We start from the raw sequence: 23,446 nt of genomic DNA, 5'->3' as shown, positions 1-23,446 counted from the left end.
GCCGTGCTGTTGCGTCAGTTGGAGTACCTGGTCGCGCTCGCCCGTGAGCGGCATTTCGCGCGGGCGGCGGCGGCCTGTCACGTGTCGCAGCCGTCGCTGTCGGCGGCGATCCGGAAGTTGGAGCACGAGCTGGACGTGCCGATCGTGCAGCGCGGCCAACGGTACGAGGGGTTGACGCCGGAGGGGGAGCGGGTGCTGCTGTGGGCGCACCGCATCCTGGCCGAGCGCGACGGGCTGCGGCAGGACCTGTCGACGATGCGCGGCAGCCTGTCGGGGGTGCTGCGCATCGGGGCGATCCCGACGGCGCTGACCGTGGCCCCGCTGCTGACGACGCCGTTCTGCCAGCGCCACCCGCACGCCCGGATCACGCTGGAATCCCTGCCCTCGCTGGAGATCACGCGTCGGCTGGCCGAGTTCGAGCTGGACATCGCGATGACCTATGTGGACGATGATCAGCCGGGCCGGGTGATTCCCCTGTACCAGGAACGGTATCTGCTGCTGACGCCGAACGACGGCCAGTTCGCGGAGCGGGAGAGCCTGCGCTGGGCCGAGGCGGCGACGGTGCCGCTGTGCCTGCTGTCACGGCAGATGCGCAACCGCCGGATCCTGGACGAGATGTTCGCGGCGGTCGGCGCGAGCGTGGTGCCGGCGATCGAGACCGACACGGTGTCGGCGCTGTACGCGCATGTGGCCTCGCGGCAGTGGTCCAGCGTGATCTCGCATGCCTGGCTGCACATGTTCGGTGTGCCGCAAGGGATGCGGGTGGTCCGACTGGACGATCCGCCGCACGCGCCGCGGATCGGGCTGGTCGTCGCCGGTCACGAGCCGGAGCCGATGCTGGCCCGGGCCCTGGTCGAGATCGCCCGTGACGTGGACGTGCGCGGCGAGCTGGACCGGGTGCTGGCGGGCTACCTGCGATAGAAGCGGGCTATCCCGGGATAGCGAAGAACGTTTTGACGGCCCCCGAGGACCGCGAGCAAGGTCGACGAGTACCTACTCGTCACGTGGAAATTGGGGACAGCCATGGCAAAGGTGCTGTGTGTGCTGTACGACGACCCGACCACCGGATACCCGAGCGCCTACGCCCGGGACGATCTGCCGCAGGTGCCCGGTTATCCGAACGGCCAGACGCTGCCGTCGCCACGGGGCCTCGGGTTCACGCCCGGGCACCTGCTCGGCAGCGTGTCGGGCGCGTTGGGGCTGCGGGAGTTCCTGGAGAGCCAGGGTCACACGCTGGTCGTCACCTCGGACAAGGACCGTGTCGGCTCGGAGTTCGACCGTGAGCTGGCCGACGCGGATGTCGTCATCTCCCAACCGTTCTGGCCGGCGTACCTGACCGCTGAGCGCATCGCCCGTGCGCCGAAGCTCAAGCTGGCCATCACCGCCGGCATCGGCTCCGACCACGTGGACCTGGACGCCGCCATCGAGCACGGCGTGACGGTCGCCGAGGTCACCTTCAGCAACAGCATCAGCGTCGCCGAGCACGTGGTGATGATGATCCTGTCGTTGGTGCGCAACTACTTGCCCTCGCACCAGGTGGTGCTGGACGGCGGCTGGAACATCGCCGACTGCGTGGCCCGCGCCTACGACGTGGAGGGCATGCACGTCGGCACGGTCGCCGCCGGCCGGATCGGCACGGCCGTGCTGCGCCGGCTCAAGCCGTTCGACGTGCACCTGCACTACACCGACCGCCACCGGCTGCCCCGTGCGGTCGAGGAGGAGCTCGGCCTGACCTGGCACGACAGCGCCGCCGACATGGTGCCGCACTGCGACGTCGTGACGATCAACGCGCCGCTGCACCCCGAGACCGAGGGCCTGTTCGACGACAAGCTGATCGGCACCATGAAGCGCGGCGCGTACCTGATCAACACAGCCCGGGCCAAGATCGCCGATCGGGACGCGGTGGTGCGGGCCCTGGAGTCCGGGCAGCTGGCCGGCTACGCCGGCGACGTCTGGTTCCCGCAGCCCGCGCCGGCCGACCACCCGTGGCGCGCCATGCCGCACCACGGCATGACCCCGCACATCTCCGGCTCCACCCTGGCGGCCCAGGCCCGCTACGCCGCCGGCACCCGCGAGATCCTGGAGAACTGGTTCGCCGACGAGCCGATCCGGGAGGAGTACCTCATCGTGGACGGCGGCAAGCTGGCCGGTGCCGGCGCGCATTCGTACTCGACCACCAGGTAGCAGCGTCAGCCGGCCAGCAGGAGCGCGGCGCCGACCGCGGCGACCACCACCGCGGTTGCGCCGTGCATGCCGTAGGCCAGGGCCTTGGAACCACGGTGGCGCAGCAGGATCAGCGCGTCCCCGACCGGGACCACGGCGCTGACCAGCAGGTACCAGCCCGAGATGTGCGGGCCGGCGGTGGCCAGCAGGACCAGGATCGCCAGCCCCATGGCCAGGTCGCGGATGCCCTTGACGTTGAGCCACGCGGTCAGCGTGCCCTCGGGCCAGTCGGGCAGGCCGAAGCCCTTGGCGTTGGCCACCGGGGCGAGCAGGTAGGCGGCGCCCATGACGACGACGGCGACACCGAGGACTGCGGCCAGGACGACGGTTGCGGTGTACATGCGAGGTGGCTCCTTCGAGAATCTAGCGTTGCTAGGTTTCGTAGCAACGCTAGCAGGAGCTGCGCTAGGAAATCTAGCGGTGCTAGGATTTCTAGCGTGACTAGCGAACCGGGTAGGCGGGAACGGGTGAAGGCCGAGCGGCGGGAGCTGATCCTGCGGGTGGCGCGGGAGATGGCCGAGGCCGAAGGCTGGGACGCGGTGACCACGCGTCGGCTGTCGGAGCGGATCGAGTACAGCCAGCCGGTGCTGTACAGCCACTTCGCCAACAAGGACGCCATCATCGCCGCCGTCGCCGAGCAGGGCATCGCCGAGCTGTCGGCGGCCATCGAGACGGCCAGGCGCAAGCACGTCGAGCGGCGTCCGCTGCTCCGCGCGGTGGCCGACGCCTATCTCGACTTCGCCGCCGACAATCCCGCGCTCTACCACGCGATGTTCACCCTCGACGTCGGCCTGCGCTTCGCGCGGCCGGACTCGCCGGCCGTGTTGAAGGAGGCGTTCGGCCAGTTCGTGGCCGCCTTCGAGGCGGTGGTCGAGGACCAGGCCCTGATCGGCACGTTCACCGAGGTCGGCTGGGCCGCTCTGCACGGCTTGGCCACCCTGACCCGGGACGGCCGGCTGGCCGACGGCGAGCACGACGCCCGGGTCGACATGCTGGTCGACCGCCTGCTCTCCTGACGCCCGCCCGCCCGCCCGCCCGCCCGCCCGCCAGCCGCGCCGCGCTGGCAGGCTGGCACATGCGGTCCGGACGTGCCGCATAGAGGCAAGTAAGACGCTCATGTGACATTTGCGGTGGCGAATGGTGCGGGGTTGGGAGAGCGATGAGGCGCAGGATCGTCGTTACCGGCGGCACCGGCCGGCTGGGGCAGGTGGTGGTGGAGAGGCTGGCCGAACGGGGCGTCGAGGTGCAGTCCATCAGCCGTCGCAACACCACGGTCTCGGTGGACCTGCGCAAGGGCACGAACATCGACCAGGCGATCGCCGGTGCCGCCACGATCGTGCACTGCGCGACCACCAATGGCCGCGGCGACATCGTGGCCACGCGCAACCTGATCGAGGCGGCGAAACGGGCCGGCGGCCCGCACCTGGTGTACGTCTCGATCGTCGGCGTCGACCGCGTGCCGATGCCGTACTACCGGGCGAAACTGGCCGTGGAGCAGGAGATCGCCGCATCCGGCCTGCCATGGACGATCGTGCGCGCGACCCAGTTCCACGAGCTGGTGGCGCAGATCCTGGACCTGGCCGCCAAGCTGCCGATCATGCCGCTGCCGACCGGATTCCGGTTCCAGCCGATCGACACCGGCGACGTCGCCGACCGGCTAGCAGCGCTAGCTTTTGGTCCGCCGCAGGGGCGGGTCCCGGACCTTGGCGGCCCACAGATCTTGGATATACGGCAGCTGGCCCACACCTACCTCATGCTCACCGGCAAGCGGCGGAAGCTGGCGATGGTGCCGGTGCCCGGGGCCATCGCCCGTGCCTATCGCGAGGGGCACCACCTGGCGCCGGGGCAGGCGGTCGGCCGCCGCACGTTCGAGGAGTTCCTGGCCGGGTAGCCACCTCGAGAGTCACGCGTTCGTGCGGTCGAGACCCGCTGAAATGCAGGTGCCGCGAAGCGGTATCGGCTGGTACCGTCAACGGCATGATCTTCTGAGCGCGCCTTCGCGATTTCATCCCCAAGCTTCGTGACGAACCCTCAGGAGGACACTCATGCCCGAGCAGCATGCCGACCAGAACCCGACCGCCGAACAGGCCGAGTCCGGTGACGAGGCCGCCGTCCGCCCCAACCGCGCGGAACGCCGGCACAAGGGCAAGGCCGCGAACAAGACCAACGGCGTGTCCTACAACCCCCACATCAAGACGGCGAGCACCGGCCACCAGCGCCAGTACTCCAACCGTCGCAGCGGGGGATGACCCGGCTCGACCTCGCCCGTGACGCCCTGGCCGGCCTGTCCGTCGGGGACGCCCTCGGCGCGCAGTACTTCGTTCCCGGCAATGCCCTGCCGCGCATACCGGACGGCCGCTGGGAGTGGACGGACGACACCGAGATGGCCTGCTCGGTGTTCACCGAACTGCGGGATCGCGGCGAGATCGACCAGGACGAGCTGGCAGGCCTGTTCGCGGACCGGTGCGAGCCGTACCGGGGCTACGGCCCCGGTGCGGTCGTGATCCTGCACCGGATCCGTGACGGCGTGCCGTGGCAGACCGCGGCCGGCGCCGCCTTCGGCGGCACCGGCTCCTGCGGCAACGGCGGGGCGATGCGCATCGCCCCGCTCGGCGCCTTCTACGCCGACGACCCGGACCGTGTGGTCGAGCAGGCCACGCTGGCCTGTCAGGTGACGCACCTGCACCCCGAGGGCGTGGCCGGCGGCGTCGCCGTGGCCCTGGCCGCCGCCTATACGGGTTGGTGCCGGCTCGCCGCCGAGCCCCCGAGCGCCGCCCGGTTGTTCGACTTCGTGCTGGACCACCTGCCCGACAGCGAGGTCCGCCGCCGCGTCGACCGCGCCCGGCAGCTTCTCGGCCGCACGGCCGCCGAAGTGGCCTTTGAGCTCGGCAACGGCTCGCGCGTGCTGGCCCAGGACACGGTGCCGTTCACCACCTGGGCCGCCGCCACCAACGTGCACGACTACCGGCGGGCCGTGCTGACCTGTGTCGAGGTCGGCGGCGACATCGACACCACGGGCGCGATCGTCGGCGGCATCGTGTCCCTGGTCGCCGACGTGCCGCAGGACTGGCTCGCCGCCCGGGAGCCGCTGCCGAGCTGGGTCTCCTAGCCGCCGCGAGCGCAGTCGCCCGGCCGAAAATCGGTCGCGCCCATCCCTATGCTGGGCGCATGGGCTTTGGACACCTGCCGCTGTACCACTGAGTGCCGAGTGGATCTCGCGTACCCACTTGTCTGACTCAGCAGGAGTTCCGCCATGCACATCTCGTTCATGGCCGTGCCCGAGCACGGCCACGTCCAGCCCGGCCTGCCCCTGGTGACCGAACTGGTGGCCCGCGGCCACCGGGTCACCTACGCGACCACCGAGCAGTTCACCGATGTCGTCGCCAAGGCCGGCGCGACGCCGGTGCTGCACACGACGACGTTCCCCGAGCGGATGCCGGAGGACGGCGATGCCGGCACTCGCATGTTCGTCACCGAATACCGGGCCGTCATCCCGCAGATCGAGGCGGCTTATGCCGACGACCGGCCGGATCTGATCGTCTGCGATATCGGGGCGTTCCAAGGACCGGTGCTGGCCGACCGGTGGGGCATCCCGGTGGTGCAGATCTCGGCCAGCTATGTGGCGTTGCCGGACTCGAACGCCGAAGACTTCCCGAAGTACGTTGCGGCGTATGGGATCCCGAGCGAGCTGCTGGTGCCGAGGCCGTGCCTGGTGGCGATGCCGAGGTCGTTCCAGTTCGCCGGCGAGACGGTGGCGGGCAACTTTACGTTCGTCGGCCCGATGGGATCGCCGCCGCGGTGGCCGGGGCCGGCAGATCGGCCGGTGCTGCTGATCTCGCTCGGGTCGTCCTACACCGACCGGCCGGACTTCTTCCGTGACTGCGTCACGGCGTTTGCCGACAACGGCTGGCACGTGGAGATGGCGGTCGGGCGGTTCACCGACCCGGCGGAGCTCGGGCCACTGCCGGAGAATTTCGTTGTGCGGCAATGGGTTCCGCAAGCGTCGATGCTGACGCGGGCCAGTACGTTCATCACGCACGCCGGCATGGGCGGCGTGATGGAGGCGCTGGCGCAAGGGGTGCCGCTGATCGCCGTGCCGCAGGCCGTCGACCAGCTACTGACCGGGCCGCGGATCGAAGAACTCGGCCTGGGGCGGCATATTCCCCGTGACGAGGTCACGGTCGAACGGCTCCGCCTAGCGTTGCTAGATGTCAGCACGGACGCCGGCATCGCCGCGAACCTGGCCAAGGTGAAGCAGGAAATCGCCGACAGTGGCGGTGTTCGGCGGGCCGCCGACATCGTGGAGTCCCAAGTGGAGGGCTGATGGACGAGGTGCGGGTGGCCGAGGCCGGCGAGCTGGCCGGCCTGCTGGCCGTCGAGGACGCGGCCGACAAGTTGTTCGAGGCGTACGGGATCGTGTTCCCACCGAGCCCGGCGACCGGGGACATCGCGGCCGCCGAGGACGTGTTCGTAGTCGGCCGCCCAGCGGTTGGCTTCGCCTACGTCGGCGACGTCGATGACGGCCTCCACCTGCACCAACTCGCCGTGCATCCGGATCATCAGAGGCGCGGTCTGGGCACCGCCCTGCTGGCGGCCGTCTTCCGACGCGCCGCCGGCCGGGCGGTCACGCTGACCACGTTCCGGCACATCCCGTGGAACGCGCCCTGGTACGCCGCCCGCGGTTTCACCGAGGTCATCGAGCCCGGCCCGGAGCTGACGCGACTGGTCGCGCACGAGAAATGGCTGTCCGAGCTGGGGGAACGCGTGACCCTTACGTCGAAGGTAATGTCCGTGACGACCCGCGCTGAGTAGCGTCGGCGGCATGACGACGGCGGAGATCAGGCAGCGGCCGGTGGGGGAGCTGCTGCGGCAGTGGCGGGAGCACCGCCGGCTGAGCCAGCTGGAGCTGTCCAACCAGGCCGAGGTGTCGACCCGGCACCTGAGCTTCCTGGAGACGGGCCGGTCGACGCCGAGCCGGGACATGGTGCTGCACCTGGCCGACCGCCTCGACGTGCCGCTGCGCGAGCGCAACACGCTGCTGGTGGCGGCCGGCTACGCCCCGGTCTACACCCGCACGGCGCTGGACTCGCCGGAGCTGACCGAGATCCGCACGGCGATCCGGCAGATCCTGACCGGCCACGACCCGTACCCGGCGGTGGTGGTCGACCGCTACTGGAACCTGTTGGACGCCAACGCCAGCGCGTCGTTCCTGACCGCGGGCGCGGCCGAGCACCTGGTCGGGCCGTCGACCAACGTGCTGCGGCTGGCCCTGCACCCGGACGGCATGGCGCCGCACATCGTCAACCTCGGGGAGTGGCGGGCGCACCTGCTCGGCCAGCTGCGGCGGCAGCTCGACGCGGTGGCCGATCCGGAGTTGGTCGAGCTGTACCGGGAGCTGAAGTCGTACCCGTGCGACGACGAGGAGCCGGCCGTCGAACTGCTGCCCGGCCTGAGCAACCTGATCGTGCCGCTGCGGATCCGGCGCTGCGACGTGGAGCTGTCGTTCTTCAGCACGATCGCGACGTTCGGCACGCCGCTGGACGTGACCGTGGCCGAGCTGGTGATCGAGTCGTTCTTCCCGGCCGACGAGGTCACGCGGGCGTTCATGACCAGCCTGTGAGCACCTGGTCGATGCGCTGCCAGATCTGGTCCCGGGCCTCCTGACGGGGCACGCCCTTCATCAGCAGGGCGTCGTAGTCGGTGTCGAGATGCCGTACGGAGGCGACGACGGCGTGCCGGACGGCCCGCTCGTCCAGCGCCTGCCCGGCGGCCGAGCGTCCGACCCGGCCGCTGCCGCGCAGCGCGGCGTGCCGGGCGATCGCCTCGGCCCGCTCGGCCGGGATCTTCGGGAACAGCAGCCGGATCTCGATCGTGAACTGCCCCATGAACTTCTCGTCCAGCAGTTCGCGGCGTTCCGCGTCCTTCACGCGGCGACGGGCCCGGATCTCCTCGTCGTCGAAGCACTGCTGCTCGGCCCGCTCCAGCGCGTCCGGCTCGACCAGGATGCCCAGCCGCCAGATCCGGTTGCGCTGCCGGGCGTCCGGCCGGACCACGATCGCGGCCAGGCCGCTCTCCTTGCGGGCGCGGCGGCTCAGCGTGGCGTTGCCGGCCTTGAGGAACACCAGGTGGTCCAGGTCGGCGCAGCTCATGCAGAGCGCCGACTGGCTCTCCATCATCAGGAACCGGTCGTGCTCGCCGCACTCCTCGCACTCGAACTCGTCACGAGCCTCCAGCACGACCAGGTCCGGCACCTTCTCGTCGGCGCGGGGCCGCACCCGGTCCTCCGTCTTGCGAAAGCGCAGGTGCACCCATTGCGTGTCGCTGCCGGCGGTGATCCGCAGCGTCCGGCGGTCGCGGGTGGCCGAGACGTTCGGTGTGGTGTCCCGGCTGAACCGCAGGCCGCCCCAGATGTTGAACGTCTCCGCGGCCTCGATCAGCTGCTGGTCGCTCACCGACATGGCCTTGGACAACGGGTCCAGCTCGCCGCGCCGCCAGCTGTCCACGTTCTTCTGGTGCACCCAGCCGAGCTCGACCAGCACCTCCACGAAGGACACCCGGCCACGGCGGCTCAGGATGGTTTCCGCGATGGTCCTCACTCGCGTGCTCTGCTGCATGGCACTGACCATACGATCGGTCCGGTGATCCCCTACAGCGGGCTGCGGCTCGACCGCGCCAGTGACCGCCGGTCCGACCCGGACTGGATCGCCTCCCTGCGGACGGATGCCCGTGTGCTCCCGTTCTGGCGGGACCGGTATGCGCCGGACGCCCCGCCGCACGGCGAGGAGGTGTTCCTCGGCCTCGACGGCGACACGGGCGTGTTCGCGGTGGAGCTGGCCGAGGAGCCGCCGTCCGCGGTGGACGTGCGGTCGCTGTTCGGCGACGTCAGCGCGCAGGAGTCGGCGATGCTGGTGTACGCCAAGGCATTGCTGCACTGGAACCGCAACCAGCACTTCTGCGGCACGTGCGGCGGCGAGACCCGGCCCCGGCACGGCGGCAACGTCCGAGACTGCCTCGGCTGCCGCCGGGAACTGTTCCCGCGCATCGAGCCCGCGGTGATCGTGCTCGTCGAACACGAGGGTCGCGCGCTGTTCGGCCGGCACGTGCGCTCGGACCGGTTCTCCACCCTGGCCGGCTTCGTCGACCTCGGTGAGAGCCTGGAGGACGCGGTGCGGCGCGAGGTCGCCGAGGAGGCCGGCGTCGCCGTCGGCGAGGTCCGCTACGTGGGCTCGCAGCCGTGGCCGTTCCCGGCCGGCCTGATGATCGCCTTCCGGGCCGAGGCGCTGTCCCCGGAGATCAACGTGGACGGTGACGAGCTGGCCGAGGCCCGCTGGCTGACCCCGGAGGAGGTCCGCGACCAGCATCTGCCGCGGTTCCTGGACTCGATCGGCGCTCACTTGATCGAAACATGGCTCTCGGCCCCGCGCGCTTTGTGACCCCGGCCACTACCGTGGACGTTTCAGGCAGAGCCCCTGCGCCGATCGGAGGCGAGCACGATGCGTATCGCGGACGTCCTGCGGAGCAAAGGGTCGAGCGTGGCCACCGTGCCACCATGGACCACGGTCACCGAGCTCGTCGCTGAGCTGGCCAAACACAACATCGGCGCGGTGGTCGTGCTGACTCCCGAGGGGGTGGCCGGCATCGTCTCCGAGCGCGACGTGGTGCGGCGCCTGGCCGAGCACGGCGCGGCCGTGCTGGACCGCCCGGTGTCGGAGATCATGACCACCTCGGTGTTCACCTGCACCCCCGACGACACCGTGGAGACCCTCTCGGTGCTCATGACCGAGCGCCGCATCCGGCACGTGCCGGTGGTCGACAACGGCCGCCTGGCCGGCATCGTCAGCATCGGCGACGTGGTGAAGCGCCAGATCAGCCAGCTCCAGGAGGAGCAGGCCCAGCTGGAGCAGTACATCACCCAGGGTTAGCGCGCAGCAGCGAGGACCGGAGGAGCCAGAGGGAGGCCAGGCCGCCGAGCACGGCCGCGCCCAGCAGCACCGGGCGCTCGCCGATCGCCGCGGCCCCGAAGCCGCCGGCGAGCGCGCCGATCGGGCGCATGCCGAAGCTGACGGTCTGGTACACCCCTCGGGTCCGGGATTGGAGTTCGCGGGGCACGGTGCGGGCGAACACCATGCCGATGCACACGCCCTGGACACCGAGCCCGAACCCGGACGCCAGCAGCCCGGCCGACAAGGCGGCCACCGCGACCGGCGCGCCTGGATGCACCGCGACTGGGCCGATCGGATCGGCCATATATGGCCGCCCGTGGTCGTACTCGTGAACTGGTGAATCCGGTCGGGGCGATGCCACGATCAATTCGAGGTTCGACGGTTCATCTCACAGGGGGAAATTGTGGATCTTCGAAAGTGTGGCGTCGCACTGGGCGGCGTGGCGTTGGTGGCGGCAACCGCGGCACTGACGGCCTCGACGGCCGACGCTGGCCCGTCAACGCCCGCGGCGCAGAACTTCGCATCGGTCGGCGCGTCGCCCAATGTGGACTACACGATGTATGCGGCGCCTGTCGGCGACACCTACGTCGTCGGTCACATCAGCGGCTCCGACCAGGTCTGGGCCTACGAATGCGTCTCCGGATGGCGGCACATTCGCACCGCGTCCGGGCGTGGCGGTGACCACTACGGCAACACGGTCGCGTGGGTTTACCTGGGTTGCTGATTGTTGAATTGAATCCGAGTCGCGGCCCTGGTCAGCCAGGGCCGCGATTTTGGCATTGGTGTCACAGCCCGCGAAGGCCGCCGACCAGGGTGGACGTGACCAGGGCGGCCAGGGTGTCGGGGTCGTTGCCGGTGTCGGCGCGGCGTTCGATCGCCTCGTGCAGCAGGGCGAAGTAGACCTGGATCGCCCAGTCGAGGTCGGCGTCGGGGGCGATGGTGCCGGAGTCGGCCAGCCGCTGGAACAGGGCGCGGTTCTTGGCCTTGATGCGCTCGATGATGCACTCGTGGGAGTCCGACGGCCGGGCCTCGGACAGCCGCCAGCGGCTCTTGACCCGGATGTAGCCGGCGCTGAGCTCGTGCAGCGCGACCAGTGGCGGCGCGGTGTCGGTACGGGCGTCGTCGAGCACGGCCTCGGTCTGCTCCAACATGTCCTGGGCCAGCGCGTCGATCAGCGCCTCGCGGCTGGCGAAGCGCCGGTGCACGGTGGTGCGGGCGACGCCGGCGGCGTCGGCGATCTGCTGGAGCGTGGCCGACGGGTTGGTGGACAGCACCTCGTTGGCGGCGTCGAGGATGGCGCGCATCGTCCGTTCGGAGTCGGCGCGCAGCGGTCGGGTCACGTGACCATGGTAGGCGGCGACATGGGGTTGCACCTTTGGGAAAACTCGCTACATTGGTGTTGCAACTCAAGCCGCAAAGGGGACGTGAGAGATGCAGATGCGGGTATTGGGCGGGACCGGGATCAAGGTCAGCCCGTACTGCTTCGGCGCCATGAACTTCGGCACCTGGGCCAACACCGATCGTGAGGAGGCCTCACGGATCATCAACGCCGCGCTGGACGCGGGTCTGAACTTCGTCGACACCGCCGACCGGTACTCGGACGGCGAGTCGGAGCGGATCGTCGGCCAGGCGATCAAGGGCCGACGCGAGGACGTCGTGCTGGCCACCAAGTTCCACGGCCCGATGGGCGAGGACGTCAACCGGCAGGGCAACTCGCGCCGCTGGATGGTGCGGGCCGTCGAGGACAGCCTGCGGCGCCTGGACACCGACCACATCGACCTCTACCAGATGCACCGGCCGGACCCGGACACCGACATCGAGGAGTCGCTGTCCGCGCTGACCGACCTGGTGCGGGCCGGCAAGATCCGGGCCTTCGGCTCGTCGACCTTCCCGGCCGAGCAGATCGTCGAGGCGCAGTGGGTCTCGCAGCGGCGCGGCTTCGAGCGGCTGCGCACCGAGCAGCCGCCGTACTCGATTCTCAACCGCACCATCGAGTCGGCGGTGTTGCCGACGGCCCAGCGCTACGGCATGGGCGTGCTGGTGTGGAGCCCGCTGGCCATGGGCTGGCTGACCGGCAAGTACCGCAACGGCGTCGACATGAGCACCGGCCGGGCCGCGATCATGCCGGCGATGTACGACCCGGCGGCGCCGGCGAACGTGCGCAAGGCGGCGGCGGTGGAGGAGCTGGCCAAGATCGCGGCCGACGCCGGCATCTCGTTGACCCACCTGGCGATGGCGTTCTCCATCGCGCACCCCGGCGTCACCTCGGCGATCATCGGCCCGCGCACCCGGGAGCAGCTGGACGACCTGCTCGCCGGCGCGGACGTCGTGCTCGACGACGAGACCTTGGACCGGATCGACGCCGTGGTCGCGCCAGGCACCGCGATCAACCCCGAGGACTCCTTCTACACGCCGCGGGAGATCAGCGAGACCACCCTGCGCCGCCGCCCCGCCGCAACCCGTTCGGCCGCCTGACACTGGCGCGCTGTCGCCAGGTGATTACGATCGCGGCATGCACCTGGCCGGGGGACGTCTGCGCGACTTCGCGCGGGGCTGCGACGTGCTCGGCGGCGGAGGCGGGGGACAGGCCCGCTACGCGCTGCCGCTGGCCGTCCACGCCGTCGAACTGAACGGCCCGGTTCAGGTCGTGCCGGCGACCGAGCTGCCGGCGAACGGCCTGGTCATGCCGTGCACGTTCCTCGGCGCGCCGGCCATCGGGGCCGAGCGGATCGGCACCTGCCGCGAGGCCGCGACGATCCGCGGGCACGTGGAGCGGCACTTCGGCCAGCCGGTGGTGGCCATGCTGTGCAACGAGATCGGCGGCTTCCACGGGGCCGCGTCGGTGGCGCTTGCCGCCCACGCCGGGCTGCCGATGCTGGACGCGGACGGCATGGGACGCGCCTTTCCCGGCATGTCGCGGGTGGCCATGCACCTGGCCGGCGTCACCCCGGACCCCGTTGTCCTGGCCGACGAGCACGACCGGGTCGTCGCCGTGCACGCCGGCGACGGCTGGGCCGAGCGGATGGCCCGGTCGGTGGTCGTCGGCTTCGGCGACCGCGGCGTCAGCAGCGAGTACGTGATGACGGTCGACCAGGTGGCCGACGCCGTCATCACCGGCTCGGTCAGCAAGGCGCTGCGCATCGGCGAGTTGATCGGCGCGGCGGCGTCGGTGCCGGACGCCGCGCGGGCGATCGTGGCCGAGTTCGACGGCGTGCTCATCGCCGAGGGGCGCGTCACCGCGGCGCTGCCGGAGCCGGGGCGGCACACACCGGCGACGATCGAGGGCACCGGTGCGGACGAGGGCCGCACGCTGCGGCTGGAAGTGGGGCACGAGTACCTCGCCGTGATCGAGGACGGCCAGGTGCTCGCCACGGTGCCGGACATCATCACGGTGTTCGACACGTACACCGGCGAAGCGCTCGGCGCCGAGGAGTTGCGATACGGGCAGCGCGTGGTGGCGTTCGCGCTGCCGTGCCCGGACGTGTGGCGCACGCCGGCCGGGCTGGACCTGGTCGGGCCGGCGGCGTTCGGCCTCGACCTGCCGTACCGGCCGGTGGTCGCGTCATGAACCCCGACCGGAGCTGCCGTCTCGGCCTGTCGATGCAGCGTGACCGGTTCGCCGCCGCCCTCGTGGAGAGCGACGGCACCGTGCTGGCCTCGATCGAACGCCCGCTGACGACCGCCGCCGCCTCGACCGTGATGCCGGTGGTCGTCGAGGAACTGATGGCCCAGGCCGGGCCGCGCGGCGTCGACCTCGCGCACATCCAGCAGGTGATGATCGGCGTCAGCGAGATCGACGGCCTGGCCGGGCTGCCCGGGGCGTCGGACGGCTGGCGGCGGTGGCCGGGACAGCTGGGGCCGGTGGCCGTGGTGCGGCTGGGCGCGGCGACGACATCGCTGCCGCCGCTGGCCGGGTGGCCGGCCGAGCTGCGGTCCTCGGTGTCCATCGCCGAGGCGTGCGTGGCCGGCGGGGCGCGGCTGGACGGCACCGACTTCGAGCCGCTGGACACCGCCGCGCTGGTGGCGTTCGCGCGGCAGATCTCCGGCCGGGTCAACGCGGTCGCGGTGAGCAGCGTGTTCGCCGCCGTGGCCCCGGGGCACGAGCTGGCCGCGGCCGGGTTGCTGCGGGCTGAGCTCGGCGACTCCGTGCCCATCCTGCTGTCGCACGAGATGGGCGGCTCCGGCCTGTTGGAGCGGGAGAACGCCACCGTGTTGCAGGCGGCGCTGATCCGTCGGGCCTGGGGCGCGGCGCACCGGCTGCGTCGGTCGCTGGTCGACGTGGGGCTGTCGCACGCGGAGCCGTTCCTCGCCCGTAACGACGGCTCCATCATGACCGTGGACTACGCCCTGACCCGGCCGCTGCTCATGCACGGTGCTGCGGCGGCGCTTGGTGCGCGCGGGGCGGCGTTGCTGGCTGGTGAGCCGGAGGCGCTCGTCGCCTTCACCGACGTTGACGGCGAGCCGACGGCCGTGTGCTCCGTGACCGCCGGCTCGGCGCAGCTCGCCGCTGGGCCCACGGCGATCGCCGGCGTGCAGACCGGGTTGCGGACCGTGGCGCTCGTGCCGACGACGCCGCCGATCGGTGGTTCCGGCTGTGGGCTGCCGCAGCTGGCGGCGGCGGTCGACCGGGCCAAGAGCTCGCCCCGTGACCTGCCGCTGCTGGTGATCGGGCCGGGCGCGGAGAAGCTTGTCGACACGCTGCCGGGGCCGTTGCCGGGGACGACGTTGGTGTGCTGCCCGCCGCGGGCCGACGCCGCCGCGGCGGTCGGCGTGGCCGTCGCGCCGATCAGCGGTGAGGCGGTGCGGATGTTCAGCGCCAACAGCGCGCACGGCGACGACATCCGGCACCGGACCAGGGAGCAGGCCCGCGCCGCGGCCGTGCACGCCGGGGCCGATCCGGTCACGGTTGCGGTGACCGATTTCGAGGAGTCGACCGTCCCGTACGTCACCGAGCCGACGGTGTTGCTGCGGGCCCGTGCCGAGGGTCCGCCGCGCGTCGGCTGGCGGCGTACGTACGAGCGGAGTTGACACCGACGCGACCGGATTTCCGGCTACGCTGCCGTGTGCCCCGACGACTGCTGCGCCTGCTGGTTGCCCTGTTCGTGCTGATCTGCACGATTGCGGCACCCACAGCGGCCGCCGACCCGGCCGGTTGTGACTTCCGCACCGCGCCGCCGCCGCCCGTCGACTCGTCCGAAAAACCGGCGCCCGGTCAGCAGCCGCCCGCGCCGCTGCCCGTGCCGGCCCAGCCCGTCGGCGGCTCGCGGATGGCCGAGTGCGGCCCCGTGATCCCGCCCGGCGCCGCTGCCCCGCCGAACAACCAGTTCGAGTCGTGGGTGCTGGCCGACCTCGACACCGGCCAGGTGCTGGCCGCTCGCGACCCGCACGCCCGGCAGCGCCCGGCCTCGTTGATCAAGGTCTTGCTGGCTCTCGTCGTCCTGCGTGAGCTGAAGATGGACACCGCCGTCACCGGCACCTGGGACGACGCCAACCAGGACGGCACCCGCGTCGGCATCGGGCCCGACGGCAAGTACACCAACGACCAGATCTTCCACGCGCTGCTCATGCATTCCGGCAACGACTGCGCCTTCGCCTTCGCCACCCAGTTGGGTGGCGTCGACAAGACCGTGGCCAAGATGAACGCGTTGGCCCACAGCGTCGGCGCGTTGGACACCCGCACCGCCACTCCCGCCGGGCTCGACGGGCCCGGCATGGTGTCGTCGGCCTACGACCTGGCCGTGTTGTTCCGCTTGGCCATGCAGGACAAGCGTTTCGCCGACGCCGTGGCCACCCAGCAGATCCCGTTCCCCGGTTGGGGCGACAAGCCCGGCTTCGTCGTCGGCAACGACAATCCGCTGCTCTACAACTACGACGGCGACCTCGGCGGCAAGACCGGCTACACCGACGATGCCTTGCACACCTACATCAATGCCGCGCAGCGCAACGGATCCCGCATCGTGTTCGTCGGCATGCGCGGCACCATGAGCCCCGTGACGCAGATGTACAGCCAGTCCGCGCCGATGATGGACTACGGCTTCACCCTCAAGTCCTCCGGCGCCCAGCCCGTCGGCCAGCTCGTCGACGCCGACCCCACCGCCCGGCCCGCCGTCACCACCGCCGTCCCGCCCGGCGAGTCCCAGCACGTCCTCGCCTCCGGCAAGTCCGAGGACTCCGGCTTCTCCTTCGCCACGGCTGTTGCGGTAGCGGCCCTGCTGTTGGTCATCGGAGGAGTCGTCTACGTCGGCATGCGCCGCCGCCGCATCGGCTGACCCCGCGAGTCCCGCCCAGCGTCACACCGAATGCGTGAAACGGATTCAGCAGTTCGGTGTGACTGTGAACGGGACTCGCGGGGGCTAGATGGCTTGCAGGGCAAGGAGGGCTACGTCGTCGTGGTCGCGGCCGGTGAGCCAGTCGTTGAGGCGGTGCTCGACGTGCCGGGTGAGGTCGGCGGCGGGTAGGCCGGCGCCGGCGGCGATGGCCTCGGTGAGGCGGTGGGTGCCGAACTGCTCCCGGCCGTCGCCGCCGCCACGGGCCTCGGTGACACCGTCGCTGTAGAGCAGGCAGACGTCCCCAGCGGACAGGGTGACGCCGGCCTCGCCGAAGTGGGGATCGGGCAGCACGCCGACGAGGGTGCCGGGCACGGCGATCTCCTCGACGGCGCCGGAGGCCCGAAGGACGAGGGGCGAGGGATGGCCGCCGGAGGCCAGCCGCAAACGCACGGCGCCGGAGTCGAGGCGTTCCAGGGCGCCGACGACGAGCGTGGCGAAGCGGTTGTCGGAGCTGGTCAGGATGGCCTTGTTCAACAGGTGCAACAGCTTCGTGGGCTCGGTCTCGACGAGTCGAAGCGCCTCGACGGTGTGCCGGATGCGGCCGGCCAGGGTCGCGGCCTCGACGCCGTTGCCGCAGACGTCGCCGAGCAGGAACAGGGCCCGGCCGTCGGATTCCGGGAACACATCGTAGAAATCGCCGCCGACGCGGATGGTGCTCTGCGCCGGCCGGTAGCACGAGGCCCAGGCGAGGCCGGGCATGTCGGGCAGCGGCGTGGGCAGCAGGCTGGACTCCAACGCCTCGGTGGCCCGGGCCTGCTCGCTGAACGAATGCGCGGAGCTCAACGCGGCGGCGGCCCGGCCGGCGTAGTCGCGGAGGACGTCCAGTTGATCCCCAAGGGATTCGGCACCGCGAGAGTCGTTGCTGGCCAACACCAAAGCGCCGGCGTTGAGGTCCTCGTGCCGCAGCGGCACGACCACGACGCTGGCCGGCACGGCGGAATCGCCGCCGAGCAGCCAGTCCAGCCGCGCGCCGGCCACGGGGTGCCCGGGCATGGGTTTGGTCGTCGAACCCGAGAAAGCCTCACTCAGCGCCGTCACGGACCGGAGCACGTGCTGACCCATCCGCCCGTGCTCGGTGTCGCCGCCACGGGTGTACCGCCACCACTCGACCCGGCCCCGCTTGGCCGGCAGCACAACGGCACAGCAGTCGGCCAGCGTCGGCACGGCCAGCTGCACGATACTGCGCAAAGTCTGGTCCCGGCGCAGGGAACTGCCCAACAGCCGGCTGCTGTTGACCAGAAACCGTGACTGCGCGCACTTTTCACACCAGGGCTCGTCGGCCTCGGCCGCATCACCATGCCACGCCACATGGTCTGCGTCCAATCGGGTGGAAACCCAGCGCCACGGCAGGCCCTGGCACGTGGTCTCGACCTCGCCCTGCTCCGAACCGGTGAATCCGGCCACACCGGCCAGCTCGACACCGGGCCGCAACTCGGGGAAGAGCTCGGCCGCGCGGCGGCTCACCACCCGCACCACGCCCCGGGCGTCGTGGACGAGCACCGCCCCGTCGGCAGCGTCCAGCAGCGCCTGCCACACGGCGACGCCGACGGTTTCCTGCCTGCTCAGCGGTATTCCGTCCAACCCCGTTCCGGTCGACCCCGATCGCGTCGCGCCCGCTCTGGTCGGCTCAGAAATCCCGGGTGCGGAGTGTCGGTCGACCACCGCGCCACCTCCAGACTCCTGGCCGGTTGACGTTCTCAGACTAGCCCGGCGCGCTCGGCTGCTCACTCGCCTGCACTCCCTGGCTGGTCTCGTGGCAGGCTAGCTGTCACCGACACGCTATTCGATGGCAGCCGATTCGAGGGAGGCCGAGATGGACACCACCTCGCTGCCGGTCGGGACCAAGCAGTCCGCCGGCGAAGACGCGTTCCTTGACCGCCTGCTCAGCGCCATGCGCGACGTGCGGGACGGCAACTTCCGCCGACGCCTGACCCCGGTCGGCGACGGCACGGCCGCCCGGGTCGCCGAGGTCTTCAACGAGATCGTGGAACGCAACCAGGACCTGGTCGGCGAGCTGTCCACGCTGCGGGGCGGGGTCGGCGAGCGGTTGTCGACCGAGGCGTTCACCGGCGGCTGGGCGGTGGCCCGCCAGTCGGTGAACCTGGTGCTCGAGGACCTGCTGCACCCCACGACCGAGCTGTCGCGCGTGCTCGCGGCGGTCGCCCAGGGTGACCTGTCGCAGCGAATGTCCTCGCACCGCAACGGACAACCGCTGCGCGGCGAGGCCGCTCAGCTCTGCGCGACGGTCAACGGGCTGCTCGAGCAACTTTCCGTGTTTGCCGAGCAGGTGACGCGGGTAGCCCGGGAGGTGGGCACCGAGGGCAAGCTCGGTGGCCAGGCCGTCGTGCCCGGAGTAGCCGGAATCTGGAGGATCTCACCGACAACGTGAACCTGATGGCGGGCAACCTCACCGCCCAGGTGCGCGACATCGCCCAGGTGACAACGGCGGTGGCCGACGGCGACCTGAGCCGGAAGATCACCGTCGAGGTCTCCGGGGAGATGCTCGGCCTCAAGGACACCGTGAACACCATGGTGGACCAGCTTTCCGCGCTGGCCGACGAGGTCACGCGGGTCGCGCGCGAGGTCGGCACCGAGGGCATTCTCGGCGGCCAGGCCACGGTTCCCGGTGTCGCGGGCATCTGGCGCGACCTCACCGCGAACGTGAACTTCATGGCGGCCAACCTGACGTCGCAGGTGCGGTCCATCGCCCAGGTGACGACCGCGGTGGCCAAGGGCGATCTGTCGCAGAAGATCACCGTGGACGGCAAGGGCGAGATCCTTGAGCTGAAGAACACCCTCAACACGATGGTCGATCAGCTTTCCTCCTTCGCCGCGGAAGTCACCCGGGTGGCCCGGGAGGTCGGCGGCGAGGGGCGGCTGGGCGGTCAGGCCACGGTGCCGGGTGTCGCCGGAACGTGGCGAGATCTCACCGATTCGGTGAACTTCATGGCCGGCAACCTGACGTCGCAGGTGCGGTCCATCGCCCAGGTGACGACCGCGGTGGCGAAGGGCGACCTGTCGCAGAAGATCACCGTCGACGCGCGGGGCGAGATCCTGGAGCTGAAGAACACCATCAACACGATGGTGGACCAGCTGTCCGCCTTCGCCGACGAAGTCACCCGTGTCGCCCGAGAGGTCGGTACGGAGGGCAAGCTCGGCGGCCAGGCCACGGTGCGCGGCGTCGCCGGCACGTGGAAGGACCTGACCGACAACGTCAACGTCATGGCCCACAACCTGACCGGCCAGGTGCGCTCGATCGCCCGGGTGGCCACGGCGGTGGCCGACGGCGACCTGTCCAAGAAGATCGTCGTCGAGGCGGCCGGCGAGGTCGCGGCGCTGGCCGCGACGATCAACGGCATGGTCGACACGCTGCGCGCGTTCGCCGACGAGGTCACCCGGGTCGCCCGCGAGGTCGGCACGGAAGGGATGCTCGGCGGCCAGGCCCGGGTGCCCGGCGTCGCCGGCACGTGGAAGGACCTGACCGACAACGTCAACTTCATGGCCGACAACCTGACGTCCCAGGTCCGCAACATCGCCCAGGTGACAACGGCCGTCGCCCGCGGCGACCTGTCGAAGAAGATCGACGTCGACGCGCGCGGCGAGATCCTGGAGCTGAAGAACACCGTCAACACCATGGTGGACCAGCTGTCCGGCTTCGCCGACGAGGTCACCCGTGTTGCCCGCGAGGTCGGCACCGAAGGCCAGCTGGGCGGCCAGGCCGAGGTCGTCGGCGTGACCGGCGCGTGGAAGCGGCTCACCGAGAGCGTCAACGAGCTGGCCGGCAATCTGACCACGCAGGTGCGGGCCATCGCGGCGGTGGCGACCGCGGTGACCGCCGGCGACCTGACCCGGCAGATCACCGTGCAGGCCCGGGGCGAGATGGCCGATCTGAAGGACAACATCAACCGGATGACCGGCATCCTGATGGAGACCACCACGGCCAACCGGGAACAGGACTGGCTCAAGACCAACCTGGCCCGGCTGTCCGGTCTCATGCAGGGCCAGCGGGACGTCGTCGAGCTGGCCTCGCTGATGATGAGCGAGCTAGCGCCGCTGGTTTCCGCGCAGCAGGGCCTGTTCTTCCTGTCCGACGGCGACGAGCTGAGCCAGGCGGCCGGTTACGGCGTGCCGGCCGGCGGCCGTGAGCCGCGGTTCGCGCTGGGTGAGTCGCTGGTCGGGCAGGCGGCGGTGGAGAAGAAGACGATCCGGATGGCCGCCGCCCCGCCGAGCTACATCAAGATCACCTCGGGCCTCGGCGCCGCGCCGCCGTCCGACGTGATCGTGCTGCCGGTGCTGTTCGAGGGCAAGGTGCTCGGCGTGATCGAGCTGGCCTCGGTCGGCCGGTTCACCGAGGTGCACCGCGACCTGCTCGAGCAGCTCAAGGAGACGATCGGCGTCACCGTCAACACCATCCAGGCCAGCTCCCGCACCGACGCGCTGCTGGCCGAGTCGCAGCGGCTGGCCCAGGAGCTGCGGGCCCGGTCCGAGCAGCTACAGGCCCAGCAGGAGGAGATGCAGCGGTCCAACGCCGAGCTGGCCGAGAAGGCGGCGCTGCTGGTCCGGCAGAACAGCGACATCGAGCTGAAGAACACCGAGATCGAGCAGGGCCGCCAGGAGCTGGAGGAGCGGGCCCAGCAGCTGGCGCTGGCCTCGCGCTACAAGTCCGAGTTCATGGCCAACATGTCGCACGAGCTGCGCACGCCGCTGAACAGCCTGCTCATCCTGGCCAAGCTGATGGCCGACAACCTGGACGGCAACCTGTCCGACAAGCAGGTCGAGTTCGCCCGCACCATCCACGCCGCCGGCAGCGACCTGCTCCAGCTGATCAACGACATCCTCGACCTGGCCAAGGTCGAGGCCGGGCATCTCCAGCTGGAGCAGACCACGGTGTCGGTGGTCGACCTCGTCGACTACGTCGAGAAGCTGTGCCGGCCGCTGACCGGGCAGAAGGGCCTGGACTTCTCGGTGGCCGTCGACACCGACGTGCCCGACGAGCTGCACACCGACGTGCAGCGGCTCCAGCAGATCCTGCGCAACCTGCTGTCCAACGCGGTGAAGTTCACCCAGGAGGGCAGCATCCGGCTGACCATGAAGCAGATGCCGGCCAGCCAGGTCCGCCGGTCGACGCTGCGGGCCGCGCCGGCCCGGATCGCGTTCGCCGTCGAGGACACCGGCATCGGCATCCCGGCCGACAAGCTCGGCGTCATCTTCGAGGCGTTCCAGCAGGCCGACGGCACCACCAGCCGCAAGTACGGCGGGACCGGGCTCGGCCTGTCGATCAGCCGCGAGCTCACCCACCTGCTCGGCGGCGAGCTCCAGGTGCGCAGCACGCCGGGCCAGGGCAGCGCCTTCGTGCTGTGCCTGCCGGTGGCGCCGCCGCCGGCGCTGTTGGCCGCCGCGCCGGACCTGCCCGAGGTGGACGAGCTCGAGGAGTCGGTGCTGTTCGACGACCCGATCCCGATGGTCACGGCGCTGTCGTCGACCGCGCCGCGGTTCCACGGCGAGAAGGTGCTCATCGTCGACGACGACCTGCGCAACGTGTTCGCCCTGAGCACCGTGCTGGAGCTGCACGGCCTGCACGTGGTGTTCGCCGACAACGGCATCGCCGGCATCCGGGCGCTGGAGCAGCACGACGACGTGGCGCTGGTGCTGATGGACATCATGATGCCCGAGCTGGACGGCAACGCCACGATGGCGGCGATCCGGGACATGTCCGCGCACGCCGACCTGCCGGTGATCGCCGTGACGGCCAAGGCGATGAAGGGCGACCGGGAGAAGAGCCTGGCCTCCGGGGCCAACGACTACGTGACCAAGCCGGTCGACACCGACCTGCTGCTCAACCTGATCGGGGCATATCTGGACTACGACGTCGACGAGTCCGAAGACCGGCCGCAGGAGGCGTGACACCCGACGGCGGGGTGCCTAGGGTCGTGGCGTGGGCGCCAGCCGGCCGGTCTTGCTGCTGGACGTGGACGGGCCGCTGAACCCGTACATGGCCAAGCCGCACCGGCGGCCCCTCGGTTACAGCACGTATCGGACCAAACCCAGATCGTGGATCGCCGCCAATCCGCAGCGACCCGCCGCCTTCGTGCGGCCGCTGCGGGTGTGGCTCAACGTCGACCACGGGGCCCGGCTGCTGGCCCTGCCCTACGACCTGGTGTGGGCCACGACCTGGAAGGACGAGGCCAACGACTGGATCGGGCCGCCGCTGCACCTGCCCGAGCTGCCGTGGCTGGACTGGCCGCACGAGCACGCCGCCGATCCCGACGGCATCCACTGGAAGACCCGGCACATCGTCGACTGGGCCGCCGGGCGGCCGTTCGCCTGGGTCGACGACGAGCTCACCCCGGCCGACCGGGCCTGGGTCGCCGACCACCACGCCGGGCCGGCCCTGCTGCACTGGGTGGATCCGCGCCACGGCCTCCGCGACGAGGACTTCGCCGCACTGGCCAAGTGGGCCAGCTGATGCAGGGAAGGACGCCTTACCTGCGTTCAACGCAGGTAAGGCGTCCTTCCCTGCATAAAGCTGGGGTCAGTTCACGCCGAGCAGGTCGACCACGAAGATCAGGGTCTCGCCGGGCTTGATGACGCCGCCGGCGCCGCGGTCGCCGTAGCCCAGGTGCGGCGGGATGACCAGCTTGCGGCGGCCGCCGACCTTCATGCCGGCCACGCCGCGGTCCCAGCCCTGGATGACCCGGCCGCCGCCGAGCGGGAACTGGAACGCCTGGCCGCGGTTCCACGAGGCGTCGAACTCCTCGCCGGTGGAGTGCGCCACGCCCACGTAGTGCACGTTGACCAGCTGGCCCGCGACGGCCTCGGGGCCATCGCCGACGGTGATGTCCTCGATGACCAGGTCGGCCGGGGCGCCGCCGTCATGCGGCTCTACTACGGGCTTTTCCAACGCCATGGCGGAGCTCTCCTCACGTGTTTCAGGTTCGCCCCACCCTATCG

At 70.8% G+C, this 23,446-nt stretch carries 25 protein-coding genes; 19 read left to right on the top strand and 6 right to left on the bottom strand.

All coding sequences use genetic code 11. From position 1 onward, the window contains the following. The first annotated feature begins 3 nt into the window (after positions 1-3). Positions 4-921: a LysR family transcriptional regulator gene (locus M3Q35_RS23165; RefSeq protein WP_273944148.1), complete on the top strand. Its 918-nt coding sequence runs from the start codon at positions 4-6 to the stop codon at positions 919-921. 102 nt (positions 922-1,023) lie between these two features. Beyond that, positions 1,024-2,184, top strand: a complete 1,161-nt coding sequence (locus M3Q35_RS23160; protein WP_273944146.1) for an NAD-dependent formate dehydrogenase — start codon at positions 1,024-1,026, stop codon at positions 2,182-2,184. 5 nt (positions 2,185-2,189) lie between these two features. Here M3Q35_RS23160 and M3Q35_RS23155 read toward each other — a convergent pair whose 3' ends face one another. Next, complete coding sequence (locus M3Q35_RS23155; protein ID WP_273944144.1) at positions 2,190-2,564, bottom strand: DUF4267 domain-containing protein; 375 nt, start codon at positions 2,562-2,564, stop codon at positions 2,190-2,192. Between the two features lie 96 nt (positions 2,565-2,660). On the opposite strand from M3Q35_RS23155, the gene M3Q35_RS23150 reads away from it, so the two are divergent. The 7 genes from M3Q35_RS23150 to M3Q35_RS23120 all read left to right on the top strand — a co-directional run bounded on the left by M3Q35_RS23150 (position 2,661) and on the right by M3Q35_RS23120 (position 7,843). Next, positions 2,661-3,239 (top strand): TetR/AcrR family transcriptional regulator, encoded by a 579-nt coding sequence (locus M3Q35_RS23150; RefSeq protein ID WP_273944143.1) that lies wholly within the window; start codon positions 2,661-2,663, stop codon positions 3,237-3,239. A 143-nt stretch (positions 3,240-3,382) separates the two neighbouring features. Then, positions 3,383-4,114: an SDR family oxidoreductase gene (locus tag M3Q35_RS23145; RefSeq protein WP_273944142.1), complete on the top strand. Its 732-nt coding sequence runs from the start codon at positions 3,383-3,385 to the stop codon at positions 4,112-4,114. Between the two features lie 154 nt (positions 4,115-4,268). Next, a complete protein-coding gene (locus M3Q35_RS23140; protein WP_273944140.1) occupies positions 4,269-4,472 on the top strand; it encodes a hypothetical protein in 204 nt (67 codons plus the stop codon). Next, entirely contained in the window at positions 4,469-5,332 is an 864-nt protein-coding gene (locus tag M3Q35_RS23135) for an ADP-ribosylglycohydrolase family protein (RefSeq protein WP_273944137.1), read from the top strand. Before M3Q35_RS23140 ends, M3Q35_RS23135 begins: the two co-directional genes overlap by 4 nt. A gap of 144 nt (positions 5,333-5,476) precedes the next feature. After that, on the top strand, positions 5,477-6,547 hold the full coding sequence (locus M3Q35_RS23130) for a nucleotide disphospho-sugar-binding domain-containing protein (RefSeq protein ID WP_273944135.1): 1,071 nt from the start codon (positions 5,477-5,479) through the stop codon (positions 6,545-6,547). Further along, a complete protein-coding gene (locus M3Q35_RS23125; RefSeq protein ID WP_273944130.1) occupies positions 6,547-7,035 on the top strand; it encodes a GNAT family N-acetyltransferase in 489 nt (162 codons plus the stop codon). Before M3Q35_RS23130 ends, M3Q35_RS23125 begins: the two co-directional genes overlap by 1 nt. A 10-nt stretch (positions 7,036-7,045) precedes the next feature. After that, positions 7,046-7,843, top strand: coding sequence for a helix-turn-helix domain-containing protein (locus tag M3Q35_RS23120; RefSeq protein ID WP_273944128.1), 798 nt, complete (start codon positions 7,046-7,048; stop codon positions 7,841-7,843). Here the strand turns inward: M3Q35_RS23120 and M3Q35_RS23115 are convergent. Continuing rightward, positions 7,827-8,837 carry a DUF2293 domain-containing protein gene (locus tag M3Q35_RS23115; RefSeq protein WP_273944126.1) on the bottom strand — a complete coding sequence of 337 codons (1,011 nt, stop codon included), beginning with the start codon at positions 8,835-8,837 and terminating at the stop codon, positions 7,827-7,829. The genes M3Q35_RS23120 and M3Q35_RS23115 overlap by 17 nt on opposite strands. Before the next feature lie 24 nt (positions 8,838-8,861). On the opposite strand from M3Q35_RS23115, the gene nudC reads away from it, so the two are divergent. Further along, positions 8,862-9,656 carry an NAD(+) diphosphatase gene (gene nudC, locus M3Q35_RS23110; protein WP_273944121.1) on the top strand — a complete coding sequence of 265 codons (795 nt, stop codon included), beginning with the start codon at positions 8,862-8,864 and terminating at the stop codon, positions 9,654-9,656. A gap of 60 nt (positions 9,657-9,716) precedes the next feature. Further along, on the top strand, positions 9,717-10,145 hold the full coding sequence (locus M3Q35_RS23105) for a CBS domain-containing protein (RefSeq protein ID WP_273944120.1): 429 nt from the start codon (positions 9,717-9,719) through the stop codon (positions 10,143-10,145). Here the strand turns inward: M3Q35_RS23105 and M3Q35_RS23100 are convergent. After that, complete coding sequence (locus tag M3Q35_RS23100) at positions 10,132-10,470, bottom strand: hypothetical protein (protein WP_273944119.1); 339 nt, start codon at positions 10,468-10,470, stop codon at positions 10,132-10,134. The two genes, M3Q35_RS23105 and M3Q35_RS23100, sit on opposite strands and share 14 nt — an antisense overlap. Positions 10,471-10,605: 135 nt before the next feature. Here M3Q35_RS23100 and M3Q35_RS23095 point away from each other — a divergent pair, with 135 nt between their 5' ends. Beyond that, positions 10,606-10,890: a hypothetical protein gene (locus M3Q35_RS23095; protein ID WP_273944116.1), complete on the top strand. Its 285-nt coding sequence runs from the start codon at positions 10,606-10,608 to the stop codon at positions 10,888-10,890. 61 nt (positions 10,891-10,951) lie between these two features. Here M3Q35_RS23095 and M3Q35_RS23090 read toward each other — a convergent pair whose 3' ends face one another. Next, complete coding sequence (locus M3Q35_RS23090) at positions 10,952-11,506, bottom strand: TetR/AcrR family transcriptional regulator (protein WP_273944114.1); 555 nt, start codon at positions 11,504-11,506, stop codon at positions 10,952-10,954. A gap of 91 nt (positions 11,507-11,597) precedes the next feature. On the opposite strand from M3Q35_RS23090, the gene M3Q35_RS23085 reads away from it, so the two are divergent. From M3Q35_RS23085 to M3Q35_RS23070, 4 genes are read left to right on the top strand one after another with little or no spacing between them, the layout of a single operon-like run. After that, complete coding sequence (locus tag M3Q35_RS23085) at positions 11,598-12,641, top strand: aldo/keto reductase (protein ID WP_273944112.1); 1,044 nt, start codon at positions 11,598-11,600, stop codon at positions 12,639-12,641. Positions 12,642-12,678: 37 nt separating this feature from the next. Further along, complete coding sequence (locus M3Q35_RS23080) at positions 12,679-13,734, top strand: DUF917 domain-containing protein (protein ID WP_273944110.1); 1,056 nt, start codon at positions 12,679-12,681, stop codon at positions 13,732-13,734. Beyond that, on the top strand, positions 13,731-15,194 hold the full coding sequence (locus tag M3Q35_RS23075) for a hypothetical protein (RefSeq protein ID WP_273944108.1): 1,464 nt from the start codon (positions 13,731-13,733) through the stop codon (positions 15,192-15,194). Before M3Q35_RS23080 ends, M3Q35_RS23075 begins: the two co-directional genes overlap by 4 nt. A gap of 35 nt (positions 15,195-15,229) precedes the next feature. Next, positions 15,230-16,435, top strand: a complete 1,206-nt coding sequence (locus tag M3Q35_RS23070; RefSeq protein ID WP_273944105.1) for a D-alanyl-D-alanine carboxypeptidase family protein — start codon at positions 15,230-15,232, stop codon at positions 16,433-16,435. Positions 16,436-16,519: 84 nt separating this feature from the next. On the opposite strand, the gene M3Q35_RS23065 is transcribed toward M3Q35_RS23070, so the two are convergent. Continuing rightward, a complete protein-coding gene (locus M3Q35_RS23065; protein ID WP_273944104.1) occupies positions 16,520-18,076 on the bottom strand; it encodes a PP2C family protein-serine/threonine phosphatase in 1,557 nt (518 codons plus the stop codon). Positions 18,077-18,308: 232 nt separating this feature from the next. Between M3Q35_RS23065 and M3Q35_RS49145 the strand changes: the two genes are divergently transcribed. From M3Q35_RS49145 to M3Q35_RS23055, 3 genes are read left to right on the top strand one after another with little or no spacing between them, the layout of a single operon-like run. Continuing rightward, on the top strand, positions 18,309-18,884 hold the full coding sequence (locus tag M3Q35_RS49145) for a HAMP domain-containing protein (protein ID WP_476408947.1): 576 nt from the start codon (positions 18,309-18,311) through the stop codon (positions 18,882-18,884). A gap of 5 nt (positions 18,885-18,889) precedes the next feature. Beyond that, the gene (locus tag M3Q35_RS23060) at positions 18,890-22,399 is read left to right on the top strand and encodes a HAMP domain-containing protein (RefSeq protein ID WP_476408946.1); all 3,510 of its coding nucleotides are present in this window, start codon (positions 18,890-18,892) and stop codon (positions 22,397-22,399) included. Between the two features lie 31 nt (positions 22,400-22,430). Then, entirely contained in the window at positions 22,431-22,961 is a 531-nt protein-coding gene (locus M3Q35_RS23055; protein WP_273944102.1) for a hypothetical protein, read from the top strand. 66 nt (positions 22,962-23,027) lie between these two features. On the opposite strand, the gene M3Q35_RS23050 is transcribed toward M3Q35_RS23055, so the two are convergent. After that, positions 23,028-23,402 carry an FKBP-type peptidyl-prolyl cis-trans isomerase gene (locus M3Q35_RS23050; RefSeq protein WP_273944101.1) on the bottom strand — a complete coding sequence of 125 codons (375 nt, stop codon included), beginning with the start codon at positions 23,400-23,402 and terminating at the stop codon, positions 23,028-23,030. Between the last annotated feature and the right edge of the window lie 44 nt (positions 23,403-23,446).

This window comes from Kutzneria chonburiensis (genome assembly GCF_028622115.1).
GTDB classification, from domain to species: domain Bacteria; phylum Actinomycetota; class Actinomycetes; order Mycobacteriales; family Pseudonocardiaceae; genus Kutzneria; species Kutzneria chonburiensis.
Note: the sequence above shows the minus strand (reverse complement) of the source record. Positions and strands in the feature narration are given on the sequence as shown.

Coding starts and splice junctions, on each gene's coding strand:
- M3Q35_RS23160 (WP_273944146.1), top strand. CDS start 1,024: ATGGCAAAGGTGCTGTGTGTGCTGTACGACGACCCGACCACCGGATAC.
- M3Q35_RS23155 (WP_273944144.1), bottom strand. CDS start 2,564: ATGTACACCGCAACCGTCGTCCTGGCCGCAGTCCTCGGTGTCGCCGTC.
- M3Q35_RS23145 (WP_273944142.1), top strand. CDS start 3,383: ATGAGGCGCAGGATCGTCGTTACCGGCGGCACCGGCCGGCTGGGGCAG.
- M3Q35_RS23140 (WP_273944140.1), top strand. CDS start 4,269: ATGCCCGAGCAGCATGCCGACCAGAACCCGACCGCCGAACAGGCCGAG.
- M3Q35_RS23135 (WP_273944137.1), top strand. CDS start 4,469: ATGACCCGGCTCGACCTCGCCCGTGACGCCCTGGCCGGCCTGTCCGTC.
- M3Q35_RS23130 (WP_273944135.1), top strand. CDS start 5,477: ATGCACATCTCGTTCATGGCCGTGCCCGAGCACGGCCACGTCCAGCCC.
- M3Q35_RS23125 (WP_273944130.1), top strand. CDS start 6,547: ATGGACGAGGTGCGGGTGGCCGAGGCCGGCGAGCTGGCCGGCCTGCTG.
- M3Q35_RS23120 (WP_273944128.1), top strand. CDS start 7,046: ATGACGACGGCGGAGATCAGGCAGCGGCCGGTGGGGGAGCTGCTGCGG.
- M3Q35_RS23115 (WP_273944126.1), bottom strand. CDS start 8,837: ATGCAGCAGAGCACGCGAGTGAGGACCATCGCGGAAACCATCCTGAGC.
- M3Q35_RS23105 (WP_273944120.1), top strand. CDS start 9,717: ATGCGTATCGCGGACGTCCTGCGGAGCAAAGGGTCGAGCGTGGCCACC.
- M3Q35_RS23100 (WP_273944119.1), bottom strand. CDS start 10,470: ATGGCCGATCCGATCGGCCCAGTCGCGGTGCATCCAGGCGCGCCGGTC.
- M3Q35_RS23085 (WP_273944112.1), top strand. CDS start 11,598: ATGCAGATGCGGGTATTGGGCGGGACCGGGATCAAGGTCAGCCCGTAC.
- M3Q35_RS23080 (WP_273944110.1), top strand. CDS start 12,679: ATGCACCTGGCCGGGGGACGTCTGCGCGACTTCGCGCGGGGCTGCGAC.
- M3Q35_RS23075 (WP_273944108.1), top strand. CDS start 13,731: ATGAACCCCGACCGGAGCTGCCGTCTCGGCCTGTCGATGCAGCGTGAC.
- M3Q35_RS49145 (WP_476408947.1), top strand. CDS start 18,309: ATGGACACCACCTCGCTGCCGGTCGGGACCAAGCAGTCCGCCGGCGAA.
- M3Q35_RS23060 (WP_476408946.1), top strand. CDS start 18,890: ATGGCGGGCAACCTCACCGCCCAGGTGCGCGACATCGCCCAGGTGACA.
- M3Q35_RS23050 (WP_273944101.1), bottom strand. CDS start 23,402: ATGGCGTTGGAAAAGCCCGTAGTAGAGCCGCATGACGGCGGCGCCCCG.